Source organism: Winslowiella sp. 2C04 (genome assembly GCF_050037805.1).
GTDB classification, from domain to species: Bacteria; Pseudomonadota; Gammaproteobacteria; order Enterobacterales; family Enterobacteriaceae; genus Erwinia; species Erwinia toletana_A.
Genome location: NZ_CP188300.1, coordinates 414,831 through 435,861 on the forward strand (window position 1 = coordinate 414,831; position 21,031 = coordinate 435,861).

The 21,031-nt window shown below is 52.5% G+C and carries 16 protein-coding genes; 12 read left to right on the forward strand and 4 right to left on the reverse strand.

The window, feature by feature from the left end; translation table 11 throughout:
- The first annotated feature begins 315 nt into the window (after window positions 1–315).
- Window positions 316–7,383 carry a LysM peptidoglycan-binding domain-containing protein gene (locus ACP3TC_RS01895; RefSeq protein ID WP_426817403.1) on the forward strand — a complete coding sequence of 2,356 codons (7,068 nt, stop codon included), beginning with the start codon at window positions 316–318 and terminating at the stop codon, window positions 7,381–7,383.
- Window positions 7,384–7,477: 94 nt separating this feature from the next.
- On the opposite strand, the gene ACP3TC_RS01900 is transcribed toward ACP3TC_RS01895, so the two are convergent.
- From ACP3TC_RS01900 to fbp, 3 genes are all read right to left on the reverse strand, one after another.
- Entirely contained in the window at window positions 7,478–7,927 is a 450-nt protein-coding gene (locus ACP3TC_RS01900; protein WP_313853937.1) for a DUF441 domain-containing protein, read from the reverse strand.
- A 97-nt stretch (window positions 7,928–8,024) separates the two neighbouring features.
- Window positions 8,025–8,441 carry a lysozyme inhibitor LprI family protein gene (locus ACP3TC_RS01905; RefSeq protein WP_313853936.1) on the reverse strand — a complete coding sequence of 139 codons (417 nt, stop codon included), beginning with the start codon at window positions 8,439–8,441 and terminating at the stop codon, window positions 8,025–8,027.
- Between the two features lie 53 nt (window positions 8,442–8,494).
- On the reverse strand, window positions 8,495–9,493 hold the full coding sequence (fbp, locus tag ACP3TC_RS01910; protein ID WP_313853935.1) for a class 1 fructose-bisphosphatase: 999 nt from the start codon (window positions 9,491–9,493) through the stop codon (window positions 8,495–8,497).
- A gap of 168 nt (window positions 9,494–9,661) precedes the next feature.
- On the opposite strand from fbp, the gene mpl reads away from it, so the two are divergent.
- The gene (gene mpl, locus ACP3TC_RS01915) at window positions 9,662–11,017 is read left to right on the forward strand and encodes a UDP-N-acetylmuramate:L-alanyl-gamma-D-glutamyl-meso-diaminopimelate ligase (protein WP_313853932.1); all 1,356 of its coding nucleotides are present in this window, start codon (window positions 9,662–9,664) and stop codon (window positions 11,015–11,017) included.
- Window positions 11,018–11,059: 42 nt separating this feature from the next.
- Here the strand turns inward: mpl and yjgA are convergent, their stop codons facing one another.
- The gene (yjgA, locus tag ACP3TC_RS01920; RefSeq protein WP_426817404.1) at window positions 11,060–11,605 is read right to left on the reverse strand and encodes a ribosome biogenesis factor YjgA; all 546 of its coding nucleotides are present in this window, start codon (window positions 11,603–11,605) and stop codon (window positions 11,060–11,062) included.
- Window positions 11,606–11,720: 115 nt separating this feature from the next.
- Between yjgA and pmbA the strand changes: the two genes are divergently transcribed.
- The 10 genes from pmbA to ACP3TC_RS01970 all read left to right on the forward strand — a co-directional run bounded on the left by pmbA (window position 11,721) and on the right by ACP3TC_RS01970 (window position 20,947).
- Window positions 11,721–13,061 (forward strand): metalloprotease PmbA, encoded by a 1,341-nt coding sequence (pmbA, locus tag ACP3TC_RS01925; protein ID WP_313853930.1) that lies wholly within the window; start codon window positions 11,721–11,723, stop codon window positions 13,059–13,061.
- A 362-nt stretch (window positions 13,062–13,423) separates the two neighbouring features.
- Window positions 13,424–13,759: a glycine dehydrogenase gene (locus ACP3TC_RS01930; protein ID WP_313853929.1), complete on the forward strand. Its 336-nt coding sequence runs from the start codon at window positions 13,424–13,426 to the stop codon at window positions 13,757–13,759.
- Between the two features lie 56 nt (window positions 13,760–13,815).
- Window positions 13,816–14,178, forward strand: a complete 363-nt coding sequence (locus ACP3TC_RS01935; protein ID WP_313853928.1) for an SFCGS family glycine-rich protein — start codon at window positions 13,816–13,818, stop codon at window positions 14,176–14,178.
- A gap of 2 nt (window positions 14,179–14,180) precedes the next feature.
- Window positions 14,181–14,477 carry a DUF4312 family protein gene (locus ACP3TC_RS01940; protein WP_313853927.1) on the forward strand — a complete coding sequence of 99 codons (297 nt, stop codon included), beginning with the start codon at window positions 14,181–14,183 and terminating at the stop codon, window positions 14,475–14,477.
- Between the two features lie 33 nt (window positions 14,478–14,510).
- Window positions 14,511–15,287: a DUF4311 domain-containing protein gene (locus ACP3TC_RS01945; protein WP_313853926.1), complete on the forward strand. Its 777-nt coding sequence runs from the start codon at window positions 14,511–14,513 to the stop codon at window positions 15,285–15,287.
- A gap of 14 nt (window positions 15,288–15,301) precedes the next feature.
- The gene (locus ACP3TC_RS01950) at window positions 15,302–15,949 is read left to right on the forward strand and encodes a DUF4310 family protein (RefSeq protein WP_313853925.1); all 648 of its coding nucleotides are present in this window, start codon (window positions 15,302–15,304) and stop codon (window positions 15,947–15,949) included.
- A 59-nt stretch (window positions 15,950–16,008) separates the two neighbouring features.
- Window positions 16,009–17,142, forward strand: a complete 1,134-nt coding sequence (locus ACP3TC_RS01955) for an amidohydrolase/deacetylase family metallohydrolase (RefSeq protein ID WP_426817405.1) — start codon at window positions 16,009–16,011, stop codon at window positions 17,140–17,142.
- Complete coding sequence (locus ACP3TC_RS01960; protein WP_426817406.1) at window positions 17,126–18,247, forward strand: DgaE family pyridoxal phosphate-dependent ammonia lyase; 1,122 nt, start codon at window positions 17,126–17,128, stop codon at window positions 18,245–18,247. The genes ACP3TC_RS01955 and ACP3TC_RS01960 overlap by 17 nt, the downstream gene beginning before the upstream one ends.
- Window positions 18,244–18,984: a 2-dehydro-3-deoxy-phosphogluconate aldolase gene (dagF, locus tag ACP3TC_RS01965; RefSeq protein WP_313853922.1), complete on the forward strand. Its 741-nt coding sequence runs from the start codon at window positions 18,244–18,246 to the stop codon at window positions 18,982–18,984. Before ACP3TC_RS01960 ends, dagF begins: the two co-directional genes overlap by 4 nt.
- A 52-nt stretch (window positions 18,985–19,036) precedes the next feature.
- Window positions 19,037–20,947: a BglG family transcription antiterminator gene (locus ACP3TC_RS01970; RefSeq protein ID WP_313853920.1), complete on the forward strand. Its 1,911-nt coding sequence runs from the start codon at window positions 19,037–19,039 to the stop codon at window positions 20,945–20,947.
- Window positions 20,948–21,031 lie beyond the last annotated feature (84 nt).

Here is a 21,031-nt window from a genome sequence, read left to right on the forward strand (position 1 = left end):
TTTCTTTATGCCGCTAATAAAATATGAGGCCGGAATCCTGCGGCCTCATTGGTTTAATATTTAATGTTATGAAATTAATGGATTTTCGCATCTTTCAAACAGGTAACAGTCTCAGCATTGATTGCTCCAGCGTGGCTGCGGCTTGCCAAGTCTGCATAGGGGGAGTGTTAATCCCTTATGTAATATCTTTACTCTCCCTGAAAAAACATGACGCAGTAATAAGAAGAACCTGCTCAAAAGCCAAAGACTGGCCTCAATGATACCGCTAACTTTGCGGGATCATTATTGACCGCTGATGACCGGGATCACCTCATTATGCCTAATCTTTTACAATCTGCGTCGTCCGCTTCTGCCGTGTATATCAGCCGGACCGCAGCCACCGGGGCGATAAACGGTAATATCCCGTCCGCGGTGGCTGACATTTCCGTCTGCCCGCAGGCCAGACAGCTGCTGGGGCAAGTCGTGATGGATGCCGGGGAGCGCTGGCAGCATGACGGGGGCGTTCCGGCCTTCCTGTCGGACTTGCTGAGAGATAAAACTTTTGCCAGAGATATTAAGGACCTGACCGGACTGGTGATGGCCGCGAATCAGCCCGGCAGCGCGCCGCCCGCCAGCGTGAAGGACCTGCTGGCGCCGGGCTGCCACGCGGCCCAGTTTCAGCTCGATCAGCTGCGCCAGCTGCTTACGGACAAGCTGGAATACAGCTACCCGATGCTGGACGAGTTCCGCAGTAAGGGGCACAACAGCAAAATTCTGCATCTTGAACTGGACAGCACCCTGCTCCAGTCGCTGAAGGCGCAGTCCCCTGAAGGCAGCGGCAGTGAGGCCGTGACGGAGGTGGCTGAAGCACTGCACAAGGCGATAGCCAGTACGCTGGCGATAACGTCAGCAGACAAGGACGTGCAGGCCGACGTGACCAGCCTTAAAAAGGCGCTGCGCGCCCAGACCGACGCGCTGATGAAGGCCGCCCTGGTTCTGCCGGTGGCCAGCGGGCTGTTAACGCCGGTGGCCGGAAAGGCGCCGGACTCTGATCCGGCGCTGATAAAGGCGGTTGCAGAAGGGCTGCACGACGCGGCTAAGGCGACCGACCAGGCAGAAAAGGCCTTTACTAAGGAGCTGGGCAGGCTGTCGCCGCTTTCCGAAGGGGCATGCGGAGCGGTAGCGATCCAGGCCGGGCTGGTCAACAAAAAGCTGAAGCTGATGCGGGAAAGCCTGAAGGCGATGGAGCAGGCGATCCAGCCGGCCAGGTCGCGCATGGGGCAGCTGGCAGAGCTGTCTAAAAAAGCCTTCCGCGCGGTGGAAAAAGCCACTTCGGCCGAAAGTGTTGGAACGCTGCAAAAAGCGATGGGGAACGCCTGGCATAAAAGCCCGGCGTTTTTCCGCGATTTGGTACGCAGCACGGCAAACCAGGGATTGACGCTGCCGGCCGCCATCAGGCACGTCGCAAAACTGACGACCAGCTACATCAACAGGGCTAACCACGCCGTCCAGGACGCCGCGCGCTGGGTCGGGGATGCCCACCTCTCTTTTGAAGCCAGGCTCGAAAAAGGGGCCGGGGATGCGGTCACGCAAAAAATAAACAGCCAGGTGCGGGCGGCCTATCACCCGCTGATGGTGGCGATGACGAAGCACCAGAACGCCTCGGAAAAACTGATCGCGGCGACGGAGACGCTGGCAAGGGCGACCCTGACATACGACAAGTCGCCCGACGGGGTCTCCGGCCGAATGGATAAGATGGCAGAGGGCTCAGTCGCCGGGCAGCACCTGGCGGGCGGCCTTACGCCCGGCGGCGCGGCAAAGAAGGAAAAAAGTGAAGCACAGCTGAGGGAGCAGGCGCAGCTGATGTTTAACCAGCAGTCGGAGGCGTTGTCCGCCGCCCGCGATGAGGTGGAAGGCTGCTCGGAAGAGCTGCGGGCGGTGCTGAAGGAGACCGCGGAGCGGTATAAACAGCATGACAAGCAGGTGAAGAAGCTCAGGACGTTCAAGGCCGAGATTGACCGGGCCGAGCGGCACTTCCGCGCGGCGGCGGAAAAAATGAAAGGGGCGGTGGGCAACATGGCGAATACCGGCCCCGGCTCAGAGGGCGCCGGCCTCGAGGAGTACAACCGGGAAATTGTGAGCAGCCAGAAGGCCAGTTTACGTGCGCAGGATTCGGTGCTGGAGCTTGGCCGGGCGGTGCAGAAGGCGACCGGAAAACCGGTGGACGTGTTCTCAAAGGACGCGCGCATCGCCCTGCACCTCGGGCAGTATTTTGCGCAGATGAAGGCGTCAATGCAGGCAGATCCCGGGTTTAAGCCGTGGCTGTTCGACAGGATGGTCGCGGAGGTGGTCAATAAAGAAATACCCGGGCACTTCGGCAAAAAGGATGACCCGGACGGGACGGCGATGCTGGCCAGAGTGATGGCGGCGGTGGTCGCCGCGGGCAATGGCACGCTGCTGACGCCCGAAACGATCGAAGAAGTGATGGCGAAATACCCGACGGCGGGTGAGTACCTGGCGAAGGCGGGCCGCAGCAGCATGGTGGGCAGGCTGGTTTGCGCCAGCGTGGACATGACGGTCGAGCGGCTGACGTCCTGCCTGCCGCGCAATCTAATCCCGAACCTGAGCATACTGAAGGCGGCGCTGCTGCCGCTGACCTTTTATCAGGCGTACAGCAGCCTGCAGCATGCGGTGATGCCGGGGCAGCCGGCGCCGGCCAAAGAGGCGGCGGTGCTGGGAGTAAGCTTCCTCACTCAGCTGACGAAGCAGGTGGCTGACTTTGTGCTGCCGCACATGTGGAAATTTTTAGCGAGCGCGGCCCTGACCGGTTATTCCCTGGCGCGCGACGGTGCGGATAAATTTTCGTATAACCTGATGAAAGATCTGGTGGAAAGCGCCACGTCTTCCATCGCGTCCATGCCGCTGTCTGAAGGGGTAGACATCGTAAAGGCGGCCTACGTTGAAAACAAAACGAATAATTTAAAGATGGCGGCAGCGGGTGAAGCCGTTGCTGCGGCTGTTGGAGAGATTGTGGCTGCTAAGGCATCTGCTCAACAGCAAACTGACAGGGAGCTACAGGAGTTAAAATCTTATCTGAAAGAAAAAGGAGTAAGTGACCAGGAGTCAGATGATCTGGTCAGGCAGATAAAAGAAGGAGCACCGAGCGAAGATACCGCTAAGTTGAGAAATAAGCGGGCAGCGGGTATGAGTATTCTGACGCCTTTAGAGCGACAAAAATTATTAAATGCATATGGTAAAGGGAGCCCTAAAGGGGTCAATATTGTTACACCTTTTGAGTTGCAACAAACAGTTAATGAAAAACAAAAAGTAACGAAGGAACTTAATTATTTAAGATCGCAGAAACTTTCATTGGAAAATAGTATTAAAATAGAAAGTAATAGCCAGTCTCAGGGGAGTGAAACTAACGTTGCTGAGTTGCAAAAAGAACTAAAATCTATAACCGAAAATATTAGCCAAAAAGAAAACGAAGATAGTAGTCTGAAAGAAAAAGTTAAGTCTATGCAGGAGAGACTTGATCAGTCGGCTGAGGTGCGTAGACGCTGGGATCCTAAATATCTTGAGATTATAGCGCAAAATCATCTTAATAAGTTTAAAGATGGCGCTGTTATCAGAATGTCAGGAGAGTTACATCCTGAAACATTTATTAAAAATTATATCAGTGGGATTATTAATAAATTTCCGAAGGAGCAACGTGGAGGTCTTGACTCTCCTGACAGCAAAATAAATTTGCGTGGTATAGGAAGTAATACCAGTGGAGGAAGCCGTGAGATTACGCTGAAGGAACTCGCCATGGGGAAGGTGAGTACCATAGATTGGGATATTAAATGGGATAAGAATGTTTCAATGGATTTGAGGGAGGCGCTCAATCCTGGTGGATCTAATACCGTACCTGATGGTAGCGGAAGTAATCTTGGAACAAACTGGTATATATCAAAGAAGGTCCGGCCAGAAAGTCTGACGCAACAAATAGTTAAAGCCTTTGAAAAAAACCTGGAGACTCTCAGCAAGGATGAGGACAAAACAGCGGCGCTGGTGACATTTTACGATACTTCGTTTAAAAGTGCCGCGATAAATTTAGCTAAAAAGCCTGAGTTAAGTGAGTTCAGAGGGCAGCTTGATGCTATTCAGTCTGGCAAGGATGTCGGTGAACATGTGCTTTTTTACGGTTATGTACTGACAGAAGTCGTTGCAGTGCGTGTCGGTGATAACATTCTTGCATGGGATGCTTCAGGTTCACATACTGTTATCAATAATACTGAGTTTGGTATTGAAAATAAACAAACGCAAAAATGGATTGTAGATCATCTGGATGCCAATGCTCAGTATAAATATAAAACCGATGAAAGCAGAAAGAAAGCCTTCGCGTTTTACGATTCCAGCACTGCGACCAATCAGCGGTTAATGCATCAACCCAATTTTAAGTCACCAATAACCACAAGTAAGGAAGATACCCTTGGTAAGGATGCGTTAAGAGTCGTAATGCATCGTGCAAAAGATGATATTAACAGTATGGTTAAGACATCGGGTGAACATTTACTCGACAGAATGATTGACCTTGGTTTTATGTTCCTTGGGAGTGGAATGGCAATTACTGTGGGTGGTATGGGTGGTGCCATGGCTGCAAATGGAATGTATGTGATGCTTTGCCAGATAGCGGCATCTGCCGGATTATCAGTTACTAAAGATATGCTAAAGGTGGCGCTGGCCGATGACGAGGAGAGCAGGGCAGCAGTTCTGGCCGCTGTTGAGGAAAATGTGCTGAATACTCTTCTTGTCGATGGCGGCTTAACACTCGGCATACCACTGGCTAAATCCATGTTTCCGAGTTTGAAACTTCCATGGAAAGCAGAATTTAAAGACGTCAATGTGATGAAGGAAGCCATGTTTGGTGTTGCTGGAGATTCGATTGGTGCACGCGTAGGTCATTTGACATCTGGAGTGGTTGGCATGATCGCGTCAGCTGAGGTAAGCGGCGATTCCAGTGAGAAGCAGCCGAAAAAAGCGGAAGCAGTAACCCAACCAGTAATATCACAGCAAGCTTCCCTGCCACCCTTGAGTCAGACTAATGGGGTTTCGGCGCAATTCTATGAAGTGAAAGAAGGCGATAACATCTATGCTATGAGTGTGCATCTTGGCATTCATCCGTCGAATTTTGATCTCATCGTTAAAGCTAACAGTTACACTCTTAATAGCGTCTTTGACATCGCCCCAGGGCAAATTCTGATCATTCCGGACAGCGCTATTCGTCCACAAGACAGAATCCATACTACGGTGCAAGGTGATACTCTCGAGAATCTTTCCTACCAGTATTACGGCAATTACAACGACTGGAATCTGATCATACTTGCCAGCATTGATAAAGGCTTACCTGCCGATCTACGCAACCTGCCACCAGGTGGAGAATTATCGATGCCAGGCAGCCTTTTTAATGGAACATATACCGTACCTGACTTTACGCATGAGGTTAAATCAGGCCAGACTCTGGAAGAGCTCGGCGGTTTGTATTACGACAGTAATGTCGGAGCTAATAAGTTACGCGAGTTGAATCCAGGTGTTGGTGATATCCCTCCCGCTGGCACGGTATTAAAAGTTTCAAAGTACACTTGTCCTGAATTTTACAAGGAACTGCCTTTAAATCTTAATAAAGGCCTGGTGCAGGAACACGCCGAAAATTCTCAGAGAGTTTCCGGCCGGTCTGCTATGGGGGTAAGTGAGCAGGCGACGAATGATCATAATCTGGCGGCAGGACGCAGTAATCCTGCTGCCTATCAAGTTCAGGCTAAAGGCCAGAGATATATCGTTCAGCCGGGGGATAGCTTCCATGCTATCGCCAGCGCTTTTGGCATCAGACCGGCTCAGTATGCGCAGTTTATTGCGGCCAATGAATATGCATTACAATCGGTTAAAAACATTAAGGTTGGGGGAGAGCTATTTATCCCGGATAATGTTCGTTATACCAATATTCACCAGTCTGGTGAGAATAATCTGGTTCCTAAAACCAGAACTGGCGGGCTACAGAGTCTCGATGATGTCAGGCCTGTTCAAAAGAAGTCTTTTTCTCCGAATCATCTGCTGAATGGTCAAAGTTATCGGGTAGAGCGAGGTGATACTCTTGAGAGCATTGCCAGAGAGTTCAACGTTCCAGCTACAAAGATTGGGCTGTTGGCTCAGGCCAACCAGCAGATATTGTTACCGGGTAATAATCTTGCACCGGGTACCATCATCATTCCTGAAGAGGCACGCAGAGATAACCCTATTAAACCAGAAACAAAACTCCGAATTTATACCACCAAGCCGGGTGATAGTATTGAAACGATCTCCTATCGATTTTATGGAAATCATGATAATCGGCAGAAAATAGCGGATGTTAATCCTGGGGTGACTATCAATCCAGAGCCTGGCCGTCGGATAATCCTTCCGGACAGTAGGTTTGATGGAAATTATAATTCGGACACCCTAGTCCATAGAGTTAAAGCGGGTGAAAACGTGCAACAGCTTGCCCAGCGCTATTACGGTAGCTCTGTCGGCATAACCCATATAATGATAAATAATCCTGACATTAATATTTTCTCTGAACTTAAAGAAGAAACTGTCCTGAATATGGTTAATATCGTTGAGCCTCAATATTCCGATAAGATTGAGCAAAGTGGTCTGGCAAAGCAGAGTCACCAGGTTTCAGAGAGCAAGCCCGCTGTGCAGCAGGGGGTTAAACGTGCAGACCAGAGTCTGCAGAATGGCGATGCGAGCAGTTCGGTTGAGTCAAAAACAAATAATCTTCAACTTAACCGTAAACATATTGTTCTTAAAGGGGAGAATATTGAGTCTGTCGCTCAACTTTATGCTATTCCGTACACAAAAATTGGTCTGTTGATTCAGGAAAACCAGCAACATTTACTTCCTGGTAATGCCCTCAAGCAAGGGGCAAGCATCTCGATTCCCGGAGAGGCCCGTGGAGATAAACATGCTATTAAACCAGAGATAAGAGAACGGGAGCATACTGTTAAGCCAGGCGAGTCTTACGCTGCGATTTCCTACAAGTTTTACGGAAATTATGATCATCAGAATCACATCTTGTTATCTAATGCTGATGAACTTACAAGCAACGATTATCCACAGCCCGGTGTTACGATAAAACTTCCGGAAAGCCGATTTAATGGAAACTATGCTGCAGATGCTCTGATTCATAATGTCAAAGAAGGTGACAATATTCATGCTCTTTCCGTGCGCTATTACGGCAGGTTGATTGACGGCATAGATATTATTGAGAAGAATAATCCCACTATTGATTTTACCGTACCACTCAAGGAAGGCACTTTCCTGAATATGCCGGGTGTTGTTGATCCGAAATTTATAAATGATCCGACAGGAGACAGCCGTAATTAATGGCGGTGGTTTGCGACTACAGAAGGTTGCAGGTGCGTGGGCTTAACGACTTCCTGCAACCCAAACGATCAGGGGAGATGTCAGGCTGTGCTGTTTACTTATTCAGTACAAACAACGAGACGATGCCGGCGGCAATTAATGGCCCGACCGGCACGCCGCGAAATAGCGCCACGCCAATAATGGTGCCAATCAATAAGCCACCGACGATGGTTGGCTGGGCACTCATCAGCGAGACGCCACGACCACCGAGCCAGGAGACAAAAATCCCGACGGCAATTGCCAGCAGCGATTTCCAGTCGAGAAAGGATTTGATCAGGGTACTGGAGGGCAATGACCCACTGGCCAGCGGAGCCATTACTGCGATGGTGAGAATGATAATCCCTAAGGTAATACCTTGTTTTTCGACATAGGGAAAAAACTGCGCCAGCGGGGTGATTTTGATCACCAGCAGCACCAGAATTGAGATGGTAACGGCGGTGTTATGAATAAATAAACTCAGCGCGCCGAGCAGAACCAGAATGATTAACGAAGAGTACGCGGCCATTTACTGCTCCAGTAGAAAGAAAAAAGGACGGTTTGAGATTGCCGTCCTCTTTACCTTATCACCGCATATTCAGCAGTATAAGCCTTATTATTGACAATTACTGACAATCGTCCGGATTGGCACAGGCTCCCTGCCTGAGTGATTTCAGCATCAGAGCCTGATTTTTTACCAGCTCAACGCCTTGCACACCCAGAGAAATTCCGGCCATCGTACCTTGCTGTTTCAGATACCAGGCTTTTGACGCTTCCATCCAGCTGTCGCGATATTTCAGCCAGTTACGCTGCGCATCCCGCAGTTTGGCTTTCTGCGCGTCATCAAGTTTAGCCATTACCGCCTGGTATTGATTGTTCATTTCCTTGTCCCAGGCGTGGTTTGCGGCGTCGTAGCATTGCGACATACCGACCGTTGAAGAGTTGCTGTTCAGGCAACTCTCCAGTTCGCGATCAATAGTGTTATCCGCCGCCAGCGCACCGAGTGGCAGCAATAAACCGATCGTCAGTAACACTGTCTTCATATTTTATCCAGGTAAGGTAAGGGCAGAGGAATCTGCCCTTAATCAGGAAGCGATTACTCGTCCGGATACTCACGCATAAAGCGTTCAGTATCGTCTACCATCGCGTCATTGCCGACAAAGAACGGGCTGCGCTGATGCAGCGTTTCCGGTTGCAGGTCGAGAATGCGGTTTTTACCGTCGCTGGCTTTACCACCTGCCTGCTCCGCGAGGAATGCCATCGGGTTGCACTCATACAACAGGCGCAGCTTGCCTTTCGGGTGGCTGGCGGTGCTTGGGTAAAGATAAATTCCGCCTTTCAGCAGGTTACGGTGGAAGTCTGCCACCAGCGAGCCGATATAGCGCGAGGTATAAGGGCGGTTGGTGGTTTTATCTTCTTCCTGGCAGAATTTCAGATACTTTTTCACGCCCTGCGGGAAGCGGATATAGTTCCCTTCGTTGATTGAGTAGGTGTAACCCTGCTCCGGGAACATCATGCGTTCCTGACTGAGGCAGAACACCCCCAGCGACGGATCGTAGGTGAAGGCATGAACGCCTTTACCGGTGGTATAAACCAGCATGGTTGAAGAGCCATAGACCACGTAACCGGCCGCAACCTGCTGATTGCCCGGCTGAAGGAAATCTTCTTCAGTAACCGGTGTGCCTGGAGGGGTAATACGACGATAGATTGAGAAAATGGTCCCGACAGAGACGTTAACGTCAATGTTGGAAGAGCCATCCAGTGGGTCCATCAGCACCACATATTTACCGTTCTCGACCCCTTCAAAGATAACGATTTCGTCTTCTTCTTCGGAGGCAATACCGGCAACAATTCCACGTGCCTTCAACGCTGCTTTAAGTTTTTCATTAGCAAACAGGTCGAGCTTCATCTGCTGCTCGCCCTGAATATTTTCAGCGCCGCTGGCACCGAGAATATCAACCAGTCCGGCTTTGTTGATATCGCGGTGGATAATTTTCGCACCCAGTTTGATGGCGGAAATCAGTGCCGTCAGTTCACCTGTGGCGTGAGGAAAGTCATGTTGCTTCTCGACGATAAATTCGCCTAACGTTTTCATAACACAATCCCTGAATCTGCGGTTGAGTGGCAGCATGTTTTACATGCCGCCAACGTATGCGTACGCAGTTTAGCCGATTGAACCGCAAAGACCATAGTCCAAATCCGTTTATTCCGCCGTAAGTCAGGGTTAAACTGTGCGTCGAACATTTAAAGTAATGGACCATTTATGCGTATTCATATTCTCGGTATCTGCGGCACCTTCATGGGCGGCCTGGCTATGCTGGCGCGCGCGCTGGGGCATGAAGTGACAGGCTCTGATGCCAACGTCTATCCACCGATGAGCACATTGCTTGAAAAGCAAGGCATTGATTTAATTCAGGGTTATGATGCAAGTCAGCTTGATCCGGCTCCGGACCTGGTGATTATCGGCAATGCGATGACGCGCGGCAATGCCTGCGTTGAAGCGGTGCTGGAACGCAATATTCCTTACCTGTCAGGCCCGCAATGGCTGCACGATTTCGTGTTGCGCGATCGCTGGGTGATTGCGGTCGCTGGTACCCACGGTAAAACTACCACTGCCGGCATGGCAGCGTGGATTTTACAGGCCTGCGGCCTTGAACCGGGGTTTGTGATTGGCGGCGTTCCGGGAAATTTCGAGGTATCGGCAAATTTAGGAAAAAGCCCATTCTTTGTGATTGAAGCCGATGAGTATGACTCTGCCTTCTTCGACAAACGTTCAAAATTTGTCCATTACTGCCCGCGCACGCTGATTCTGAATAACCTGGAGTTCGATCACGCGGATATCTTTGACGATCTGCGTGCCATTCAGAAACAATTCCATCATCTGATCCGTATTGTGCCCGGGCAGGGCAAAATTATTCTGCCAGAGCACGATGCCCATCTTAAGCAGGTGATGGCGATGGGCTGCTGGAGTGAGCAGGAGCACGTGGGTGACGGCGGAAAATGGCAGGCGAAGAAGCTGTCGCCGGATGCTTCCCACTGGGAAGTCCTGCTGGATGGCGAGCGGGTTGCTGAGGTGAACTGGTCGTTGGTTGGCGAACACAATATGCATAACGGCATGATGGCGATTGCTGCTGCGCGTCACGTTGGCATTAAGCCGGAAGATGCTGGCCGGGCGCTGAATGACTTTATCAATGCGCGTCGTCGTCTTGAGCTGCGCGGTGAAAGCAACGGCATCAAAGTCTATGACGATTTTGCCCATCATCCAACGGCGATTCTCGCTACGCTGGCCGCCATGCGCGGCAAAGTCGGCGGCACGGCACGCATTCTGGCGGTGCTGGAGCCGCGCTCCAATACCATGAAAATGGGTATCAGTAAGGACGATCTGGCACCGGCTTTAGCGCGCGCCGATGAAGTGTTCCTGCTGCAACCGCACCATATTCCGTGGCAGGTTTCAGAAGTCGCTGACGCCTGTATGCAGCCTGCGCACTGGAGTGCCGAGGTGGATACGCTGGTGGAAATGGTGGCAAAAGTGGCGCAACCGGGTGATACGGTGCTGGTGATGAGTAACGGTGGATTTGGTGGCATTCACCAGAAGCTGTTGGATCGTTTACAGAAATAATGCAGGGGCGGCGTTTTCGCCGCCCCACACCACGATAAGCGTTTATACCGCTTCTGCCAGCTCACGCAGATACTGGAAGATTTGACGATAAGCCTTCGGTGGCTTATTGCCCGCTTTCTCTTTTTGCGCATTACGGATCATCGCGCGCAACTGCTGGCGATCGGCGTGCGGATAGAGATTCAGCACTTCCGGGATCACATCATCACCCTGCTCGACCAGACGGTCGCGCAGGACTTCAAGTTTGTGGAACAGCGCAACCTGCTGGTTATGGCGGTTCTTCAGCTTATCCAGCGCCTGGCGAATCGGATCTTCATCACGTGAACGCAGCATTTTACCAATCAGCTGCAGCTGACGGCGGCGTCCTTCTTTCTTGATCTTTTGTGCCAGCTCAATGGCGGCGCGCAGATCTTCATCCAGCGGGATTTTATCCAGCGAGTTTTTACCGAGTTCAACTAACTCAGCGCCAAGGCGTTTTAACTCTTCCGCGTCGCGCTTAATTTCACTTTTACTGACCCAGATAATCTCATCATCTTCTTCTTCCTGATTATCCGGTACATCATCGAGCCAGTCTTCGGGCTGCTTGGTCATTGTTAGGCTCCTGAGAAAGAGGCTAATGCTATCAGGTTACGCGGCTACTGCGAAATTGTTCTCTGAGTCTGTTAGACTCAAACCCATCCCCATTCATTGATTATATGGCAGGCCGATGAAAGTAATCTCCCAAGTCGCAGAGCAGCGTAAAACGCTGGAGCAGGCGGTCGCACAAGCGCTCGAGCTGGCCAAAGCCAGCACGGACGGAGCAGAAGTCGCCGTTAGCAAGACCACCGGTATCAGTGTCAGCACGCGTTACGGTGAAGTTGAAAATGTTGAATTTAACAGTGATGGCGCGCTTGGCATCACCGTTTACCACCAAAACCGCAAAGGCAGTGCTTCCTCCACTGATCTTAGCCCGGATGCGATTAAACGCACGGTTCAGGCGGCGATTGATATTGCGCGCTACACTTCTCCCGATCCTTACGCGGGTGTGGCCGACCGCGATCTGCTGGCGTTCGACGCGCCGGATCTGGATCTTTATCACCCGGCAGAGATCGATGCCGATCAGGCAATTGAGCTGGCGGCGCGTGCGGAACAGGCCTCGCTGAAAGCGGATAAACGCATTACCAATACCGAAGGCGGCAGTTTTAACAGCCACGTCGGCATTAAGGTATTTGGCAACAGCCACGGTATGTTGCAGGGCTACTGCTCCAGCCGACATTCTCTCTCCAGCTGTGTGATTGCCGAACACAACGGCGATATGGAGCGCGATTACGCTTATTCGATTGGCCGCGCGATGGGCGATCTGCAATCGCCGGAGTGGGTCGGTGAAGAGTGCGCACGCCGCACGCTGTCTCGCCTGTCACCGCGTAAATTGTCGACGATGAAAGCACCGGTTATTTTTGCCGCCGAAGTGGCGACCGGCCTGTTTGGTCATCTGGTAGGTGCCATCAGTGGCAGTAGCGTTTACCGCAAATCAACCTTCTTACTCGACTCGCTGGGCCAGCAGATTTTACCGCAATGGCTGACGATTGAAGAGCAGCCACACCTGCTGAAAGGCCTGGCATCGACGCCGTTCGACAGCGAAGGGGTGCGTACCCAACAGCGTGACATTATCAAGGACGGCGTGCTGCAAAACTGGCTGCTGACCAGCTACGCGGCACGCAAGCTTGGCCTGCAAAGCACCGGTCACGCTGGTGGCATTCACAACTGGCGTATTGCCGGCCAGGGTTCCAGCTTTGATGATCTGCTAAAGCAAATGGGCACCGGGCTGGTGGTCACTGAGCTGATGGGCCAGGGAGTCAGTGGGATTACCGGTGACTATTCGCGCGGTGCCGCCGGTTTCTGGGTGGAGAATGGCGAAATTCAGTATCCGGTCAGCGAGATTACTATTGCCGGTAATCTGAAGGATATGTGGCGCGATATCGTCACCGTCGGCAGCGATATTGAGACCCGTAGCAATATTCAGTGCGGTTCAGTGTTACTGCCGGAAATGAAAATCGCCGGGCAGTAAATAAGCTCTTTATAACTGAATAATAATGACAGGCGGCGCCATTCGGGGCCGCTTTTTTTATGCCATAACCCTTTCTTATATTTTACTCGCTGATTTTATTTATCTTTTTTTTCCTCTGCCGCTTTCTGCACACTTTGCCGCTAACAGGCTGATTAATGTGATTTAGCTCCCAATTATTCGGCTGTATTTGCATGAAATAACGTTTTTGCGAACTGACTCGCTTATTCCGGCACGATTTCCGTTTCGAAACGGAAAAAGTCGGTCTACACAGAGTCGTGCCGCAGCGGTAATTTATTTGCAACGCGAATTATCAACACTGAGCTGTTGTGGCAAATAGGGGTGTAAAGGTGAAAAACGCAGCGATGGCGGACAATTCTGCCACCAGCACGGAAGCGATCCAGGCGCTGGCTGACAGAGTAATGGGGCAAATTAATGACGTGTTTGTCGCCAGGGCGATTCATCCTAATGCGGTACAGCAGCAGATGCTGGCCTCCCATGTTCGGGCGATGGCACTGCGTTCACTCAGCGGTGAACCACTGCCTGAGGTAGAACAGGATCTGTTTGAGGATATCTCAGAGCAGTCAATGCAGCTGGCGCAGCAGATCGTCGATCTGTTCGGCAATCTGCCAAAAGAAGAAGCCTGGCTGCTGTCCGTCCACTTCGAAGTGGCCAAAGAGAACAATGCCATCCAGGGATAGCGTTATCACCGTCTCTATCAAAATATTATCTGAATCAAACTGTTAAGGAACTCAAGATGACACAAGTAACCGTAGTGATTGGCGATCGTTTAGGTAAAGGTCAGAAAGTTGCCGCCGGCGTAGAAAAAGCCGGTGGTCGTGCGGTGGTGGTGCCGGGCGTGGCGGCAGATATGAAGCTGGGTGACGTGATGAAGGCTGAAAACGCCACCTTCGGTATTTCATTCTGCGGCAGCGGCGGTGCAGGCGCGATCACCGCTCAGAATAAATATGGCTACAAAGCGAAGCACGGGATGCGTTCAGTCGATGAAGGTGTGACCGCGATTAACGAAGGCTGCACCGTGCTGGGCTTTGGTTTTATGGATAAAGAAGAGCTGGGTGAACGTCTGGTGCAGGCCTGGAACAAAAAACACGGCGGCTAACGATGAAAGAACAATTCACCACCACGGTGACGGTAAGCGGCAAGGGCGATGCTAAAGGTAAAGCCTTTGCCGATGCGCTCAGCCGGGTGCAGAGCACGGTACTGCGTTCTACCGATAAAATTCTGTTGCGCATCGAGCCACAGGACGTGCGGGTGATTCGGGCGCGGGAGAGCGTCAGAAAAGAGAAATTCCTGTTCTTCTTTCTGGCGCGCGAGCGACGGAGCTACAGCGTAGAGCTGGAGATTACCGTCAACGTGACGGTGATTGATACCGATAAGGTGCAGTTCGACACGAACTAAAAACGTTGGGCGATAAAACCAAAGGAAAGACTGATGTTTTTAATCATTTTATTTAAATCGTTAATCATCGGCGCGCTGGTCGGTGTGGGCGTCGGTGCCGGTGCGGCGCGTATGTTCCATGCCCCCACCACGCAGGGGATGGGCGCATTTCGTACGCTGGGTGAACTGAACTCCTGTGAGGGCGATCCTGCCTCTCATTTCTCTTTCGGTCTGGGTTTTTTCTTTAACGCCTGGGCTTCTTCGGTGGCGGCGGGCGCTTTTACCCAGGACGTTGACCATCGCATTATTCCCCACTGGGGCGCAGCGGCATTGATGGTTAAAAACCGAAGTGTTGCGCAGACGATGCACGATCCGAAAAAGATGGCCATTGCCTGCGGCATCATCGGCATGATCGTCGTGGCATTTCTTAATTCGACCGCCTCAGCGGTGCCGGCCGCGTTACAGGTGACGGCGATTAAAGTGCTGGTGCCTGCGGCTAACCTGCTGGTTAACACCGTGATGCCGGTGATCTTCTGGCTGGCTGCCATTGATGCCGGTAAAAAATCAGGCTTCTGGGCGACCATATTTGGCGGCCTGTCGCAGCTGATTATGGGTAATGCGGTGCCGGGGCTGGTGCTGGGAATTCTGATCGGTAAAGGGGTCGAAGAGAGCGGCTGGAACAAAGTCACGAAAGTGATGATGTTCGCCATCGTACTGCTGTTTGTACTGAGCGGCTTCTTCCGCGGCTTCGATATGAAACTGTTGCAGTCATTCCAGCTTGGCGTTCCTGGCTGGCTCGACATGATCCACAACTCCCTGAGCGGTAAGTAACGAGGAAGATGGCAATGAGCGATACGAAAAGCGGCTTCTGGTATGCCGACTGGTCTTTCCCAATTTTTGTCGGCCTGCTCTCATCAGGGGTGTTTGCCGGTACGCATATGTACTACCTGTATGGCATCGGGGCGTTTAACGAAGTGGCGTTTGTTTCAATGCTGCGTGCCGGAATGGATACTGGCGTTTACGGCGCGGTGGCGGCCTTTGGTGCCAGCTTTCTGTTTGCACGCATTATCGAAGGTTCGCTGGTGGGGATTCTCGATATCGGTGGTGCGATTCAGACCGGCGTCGGGCTGGGCGTGCCGGCGCTGCTGTTGGGCGCGGGCATAATCTTTCCAGTGGCAAACTTTGCTGCTTCGCTGGTTACCGGTCTGGTGATTGGCCTGGCGATTGGCTATGTCATTATCCTGGCGCGTAAGTTCACCATCAACCAGAGCAACTCAACCTATGGTGCCGACGTCATGATGGGGGCCGGTAATGCGTCTGGCCGTTTTCTTGGCCCGCTGATCATCCTGTCGGCAATGGCCGCGTCGATTCCGATTGGTATCGGCTCGCTGGTCGGCTCGCTGCTGTTCTACCTGTGGGGTAAACCGATCACCGGCGGAGCGATTTTAGGCGCGATGATCCTCGGCGCAATGTTTCCGGTGGCGATCGGCTAGTCCCGATTCTCCAGGGCGCCGCTTTTGGCTCCCGTCGTAATGATAAGCAGGGAGTTATCATGTTCGATCTGATTATTCGCCGTGCGCGGCTCAGTGATGAAAGCGTAATGGATATTGCGCTGCTCGACGGCAAAATTGCCGCAATTGGCGAGATACACGGCGAAGCGCGTCAGCAGCGCGATTTAGCCGGTCGCTACTACCTCAGCGCCGGCTGGATTGATTCGCATGTGCACTGTTACGTCAAATCTCCGATTTATCATGATGAAGCGGATGCAATTGGCGTCAGCACCGGAGTGACCACGGTGGTTGATGCCGGCAGCACCGGTGCTGATGATATTGATGATTTTTATCAGCTGACGCGCAACGCCAGCACCCAGGTATATGCACTGCTGAACATTGCCCGCACCGGCATCGTCACTCAGAACGAGCTGGCAGATATGAGCCAGATCGACAAGGCTGGAGTGCGTGAAGCGGTGCAGCGCCTGCCCAATTTTATTCTCGGCATTAAAGCGCGTATCAGCAGCAGCGTGGTGGGAAATAACGGCATCAAGCCACTGCAGCGCGCTAAAGAGATTCAGCATGAAAACGGCGATCTGCCGCTGATGGTGCATATTGGCAATAACCCGCCGAATCTGGATGAGATTGCCGATTTATTGACCGCTGGTGACATCATCACCCACTGCTACAACGGCAAGCCGAACCGCATTCTGACGCCAGCCGGACAGCTGCGCGCGTCAATTCAGCGGGCGATTCAGCGCGGCGTGCGGCTGGATGTCGGCCACGGCAGTGCCAGCTTCAGCTTTGAAGTGGCGCGCGTTGCCATTGCGCAGGGCATTCTGCCGGACACCATCAGCTCTGATATTTACTGCCGCAACCGCATCAGTGGCCCGGTGCACAACCTGGCACACGTGATGTCGAAATTCTTCAGCGTCGGGATGACGCTGCCGCAGGTGATTGACTGCGTCACCGTCAACGCTGCGCAGGGTCTGCGGCTGAGGAGCAAAGGTCGCCTTGAAACAGGTTTCGACGCTGACCTGACCATTTTTACCGTCAAAACGGAAACTCGCCCATTTGTTGACTCCGAAGGGGAGAGCGTTGAGGGCGAGAAACATCTGGTGCCATTAGCGGCGGTGATCGCGGGCCAGTGGATTGTGACCGATGAAGGAAAAGCCAGTCATGACTTCGATCTATGAAAAATATCAGTTAAAGCAAGTGATTAATGCCTCCGGGCGCATGACCATTCTCGGCGTATCAACACCGGAGAAGTCGGTGGTCGATACGGTTAACTATGGCCTTAATCACTATTTTGAGATGAAAGATCTGGTTGATAAAACCGGCGCGTATATCGCTGATTTACTGAATGCCGAAGATGCAGTGGTGGTCTCCTGTGCCTCGGCCGGGTTGGCACAATCGGTAGCGGCAGTGATTGTTAAAGACGATGACTGGCTGCTGGAAAATCTGCACGCCGCGCCGCTGGAGGTGCCGCACGATATCGTACTGCCAAAAGGGCATAACGTTAATTTTGGTGCGCCGGTTGGCACGATGGTAACGATGGGCGGCGGGCGGCTGGTAGAAGCCGGGTACGCCAATGAATGTTCGCCGCAGCAGCTGTCGGCGGCCATTACCCGGCAAACTGCTGCAATTCTGTATATCAAATCTCATCATTGCGTGCAGAAGAGTCATCTCAGCGTTGAGCAGGCGGCAGTCGTGGCGCGCAAGCACGGCGTGCCGTTGATTGTTGATGCGGCGGCGGAAGAGGATTTGCAGTGCTACTACCGCGTGGGTGCCGATCTGGTGATTTACAGCGGCGCGAAGGCGATTGAAGGGCCAACCAGTGGTCTGGTGGTTGGCAAGCAGCAGTACATTGGCTGGGTCAAGCGTCAGTCGGCGGGCATTGGTCGGGCGATGAAGGTGGGTAAAGAGGGCATTCTTGGCCTGACGCAGGCGATTGAAAACTATCTGACGCAGGAGAAAGTGACCGGCGCGCAGATGGTCGAAAAGATGACGCCATTTATCGATAACCTGAATACGCTGAACGGCATCAGCGCGCGCGTGGTGTGGGATGCCGCCGGGCGCGATATCGCCCGCGCGGAAATTCATTGCGACGAGGTGCTGATTGGCCGCACCACTGGTGAGCTGGTGCAGGCGCTGAAAACCGGTGAAATCGCCATCTATTTCCGTGGTTATAAAGCCAATGAAGGGCTGGTGGAAGTGGATGTGCGCAGCGTATCGTCAGAGCAGCTTGAGACCATCTATATCTGCATTAAAGCTTTGTTATCAGGAGAGAAAATCGCATGACGCTAACGCCGAAATTTTATCAAGACCGCGTATGTCTTAATGTCCTTGCTGGCTCTAAGCAGAATGCGCAGGATATCTGGCAGGCGGCAGAAGGACATGTGCTGGTTGGCGTGTTGTCGAAAAACTATACCAGCGTGGAAAGCGCGGTGGCGGATATGCGCCAGTATGCCGCGCTGATTGATAACGCGCTGTCGGTCGGGCTGGGTGCGGGCGATCCGAATCAGTCGGCGATGGTCAGTGAAATTGCTCGCCAGATTCAGCCGCAGCATGTTAATCAGGTATTTACCGGCGTGGCAACCAGCCGTGCGCTGCTCGGGCAGCAGCAGACGGTGGTTAACGGACTGATTTCGCCAACCGGTACGCCGGGGCAGGTGAAAATCTCCACCGGCCCGCTGAGTTCACAGCAGGCAGACGCGGTTGTACCGATCGCCACCGCCATCGCGCTGCTGAAAGATATGGGCGGCAGTTCGGTGAAGTATTTCCCAATGGGTGGCCTGAAATCTATCGATGAGTTTAGCGCGGTCGCCGTAGCCTGTGCCGAACATGATTTCTGGCTGGAGCCGACCGGTGGAATCGATCTGGAAAACTATCAGGCGATTCTGAAGATTGCGCTGGATGCGGGCGTCAGCAAAATCATTCCGCATATCTATAGCTCGATTATTGATAAAGAAACCGGCAATACTCGTCCGGCAGATGTGGCGACATTATTAGCGATAACCAAACAATTGCTGGCATAACATCCACCGGGCGGTGACACCGCCGCCGCCCGGATTGAAAGGGGCAGGTAACGTGAGATTTCCCAATCAACGACTGGCGCAGCTGTTTGATGCGCTGCAAAACGAAATGCTGCCGCAGGATGAGCTGGCGCGCCGATTTGCCGTCTCAACGCGTACCGTACGCACCGATATCAGCGCGCTGAACCAGCTGCTGGTGGAGCACGGCGCGCACTTTGTACTGAGCCGCAGCGAAGGCTATCAGTTAAAAATCGACGATGCTGCCCGCTATGGCCGCTTGTTGCAGTCCGCGCCTTCGCATCTGCGCATACCGCGAACTTCGGCAGACCGCGTGCACTATCTGTTAACCCGTTTTCTCACCTCAGCTTTCTCGCTTAAGCTGGAAGATCTGGCGGAAGAGTGGTTTGTCAGCCGGGCTACGCTGCAAAGCGATATGGCTGAAGTGAGAGATTGGCTGAACCGCTACCAGCTGGCGATTGAAACCAAGCCGCGCTACGGTATGAAGCTGTTTGGCAGCGAAGTGTCGATTCGCGCCTGTCTGACTGACCTGTTGTACCAGATTTCGCAAGAGGCCAATGAGAGCCCGCTGCTGACGCTGGAGGCGCTGAACAGCGGAATGCTGGAGACGCTACAGCCGCTGCTGCATCAGTGCTTCTCTCGCTTTCATATACGAATGACCGACGACAGCGAGCACTATCTGCGGCTCTACTGTGCGGTAGCGGTCCGGCGTATTAGCGAGGGCTATCCGCTGACCGAGTTTAGCGCCGAGGATGTTGATGATGATGTGCGTGATGCAGCGCGGCATATTATCAATCTGATGCGGCCGATCACCGGCAAAGCGATCTCACCGGCTGAAGAGGCTTACTTACGCGTTAATATTGCCGCGCGGCGGGTGCAGGATATTGCCCCCAGCGCCATCAGCCCGGATGATGGTGATACGCTGGTCGATTACATTCTGAGTTATATCAACCACCACTATAATTTTAACCTGCAAAACGATGCTCAGCTGCGCGCTGACCTGCTGACCCATATCAAGACCATGATCACCCGCGTGCGCTACCAAATTAATATTCCTAACCCACTGTTAGCCAATATTAAACAGCACTATCCCATGGCCTATGACGTAACGCTGGCGGCGGTTTCGAGCTGGGGAAAATATACGCCTTACGCGATCAGTGAAAACGAAATCGGTTTTCTGGTGCTGCACATTGGCGTCGGGCTGGAGCGGCATTATAACGTTGGTTATCAGCGTCATCCGCAGGTGATGCTGGTATGCGATACCGGTAACTCGACGGTGCGCATGATTCAGGCGATGTTAATGCGCAAATATCCGCAAATTGTGGTGCAGCAGATTATTTCGCTGCGCGATTATGAACAGCTGAATGTAATCGAGGAAGATTTCGTTATTACCACCGCGCGGCTGACGGAGAAAGATAAGCCGGTGGTCGTGATGTCACCGTTCCCGACTGATTATCAGCTGGAGCAGATTGGCAAACAGGTGCTGGTCGATCGTACCCGCCCGTATATGCTGGAAAAGTTCTTCGACGCGGCACATTTCCGTATTATCGATCGGCCGATGGATCGGTCGCAGCTGTTTCATATGCTGTGCGAACAGTTGCAGCAGGAAGGGGTTGTCGATGAGACGTTCTGTGCCTCAGTGGAAGAGCGCGAAGCCATTGTCAGCACCATGCTGGGGGAGGGCATTGCGCTGCCGCACGCCCTCGGCTTACAGGCGCGTAAAACCGTGGTGTACACCGTGCTGGCACCGCAGGGCATTCAGTGGGGCGACGAAACCGCCAGTGTGATATTTCTGCTGGCGATCAGTAAAACTGAATATGAAGAGGCGATGGCGATTTACGATCTGTTCGTCACCTTTATGCGCGAAAGGGCGATGACACGACTGCGTGACAGTAAGGATTTCGCCAGCTTTAAGGCCGTAGCAATTGATTGCCTGAGTCGTTTGTAGAAAGGTGAAATCTGTTGCTGAACAGATCTTTGACCTCACGTCAGTTGAAAGCTGGAAAGTATAAAAAAACACCTGTAATGTTGG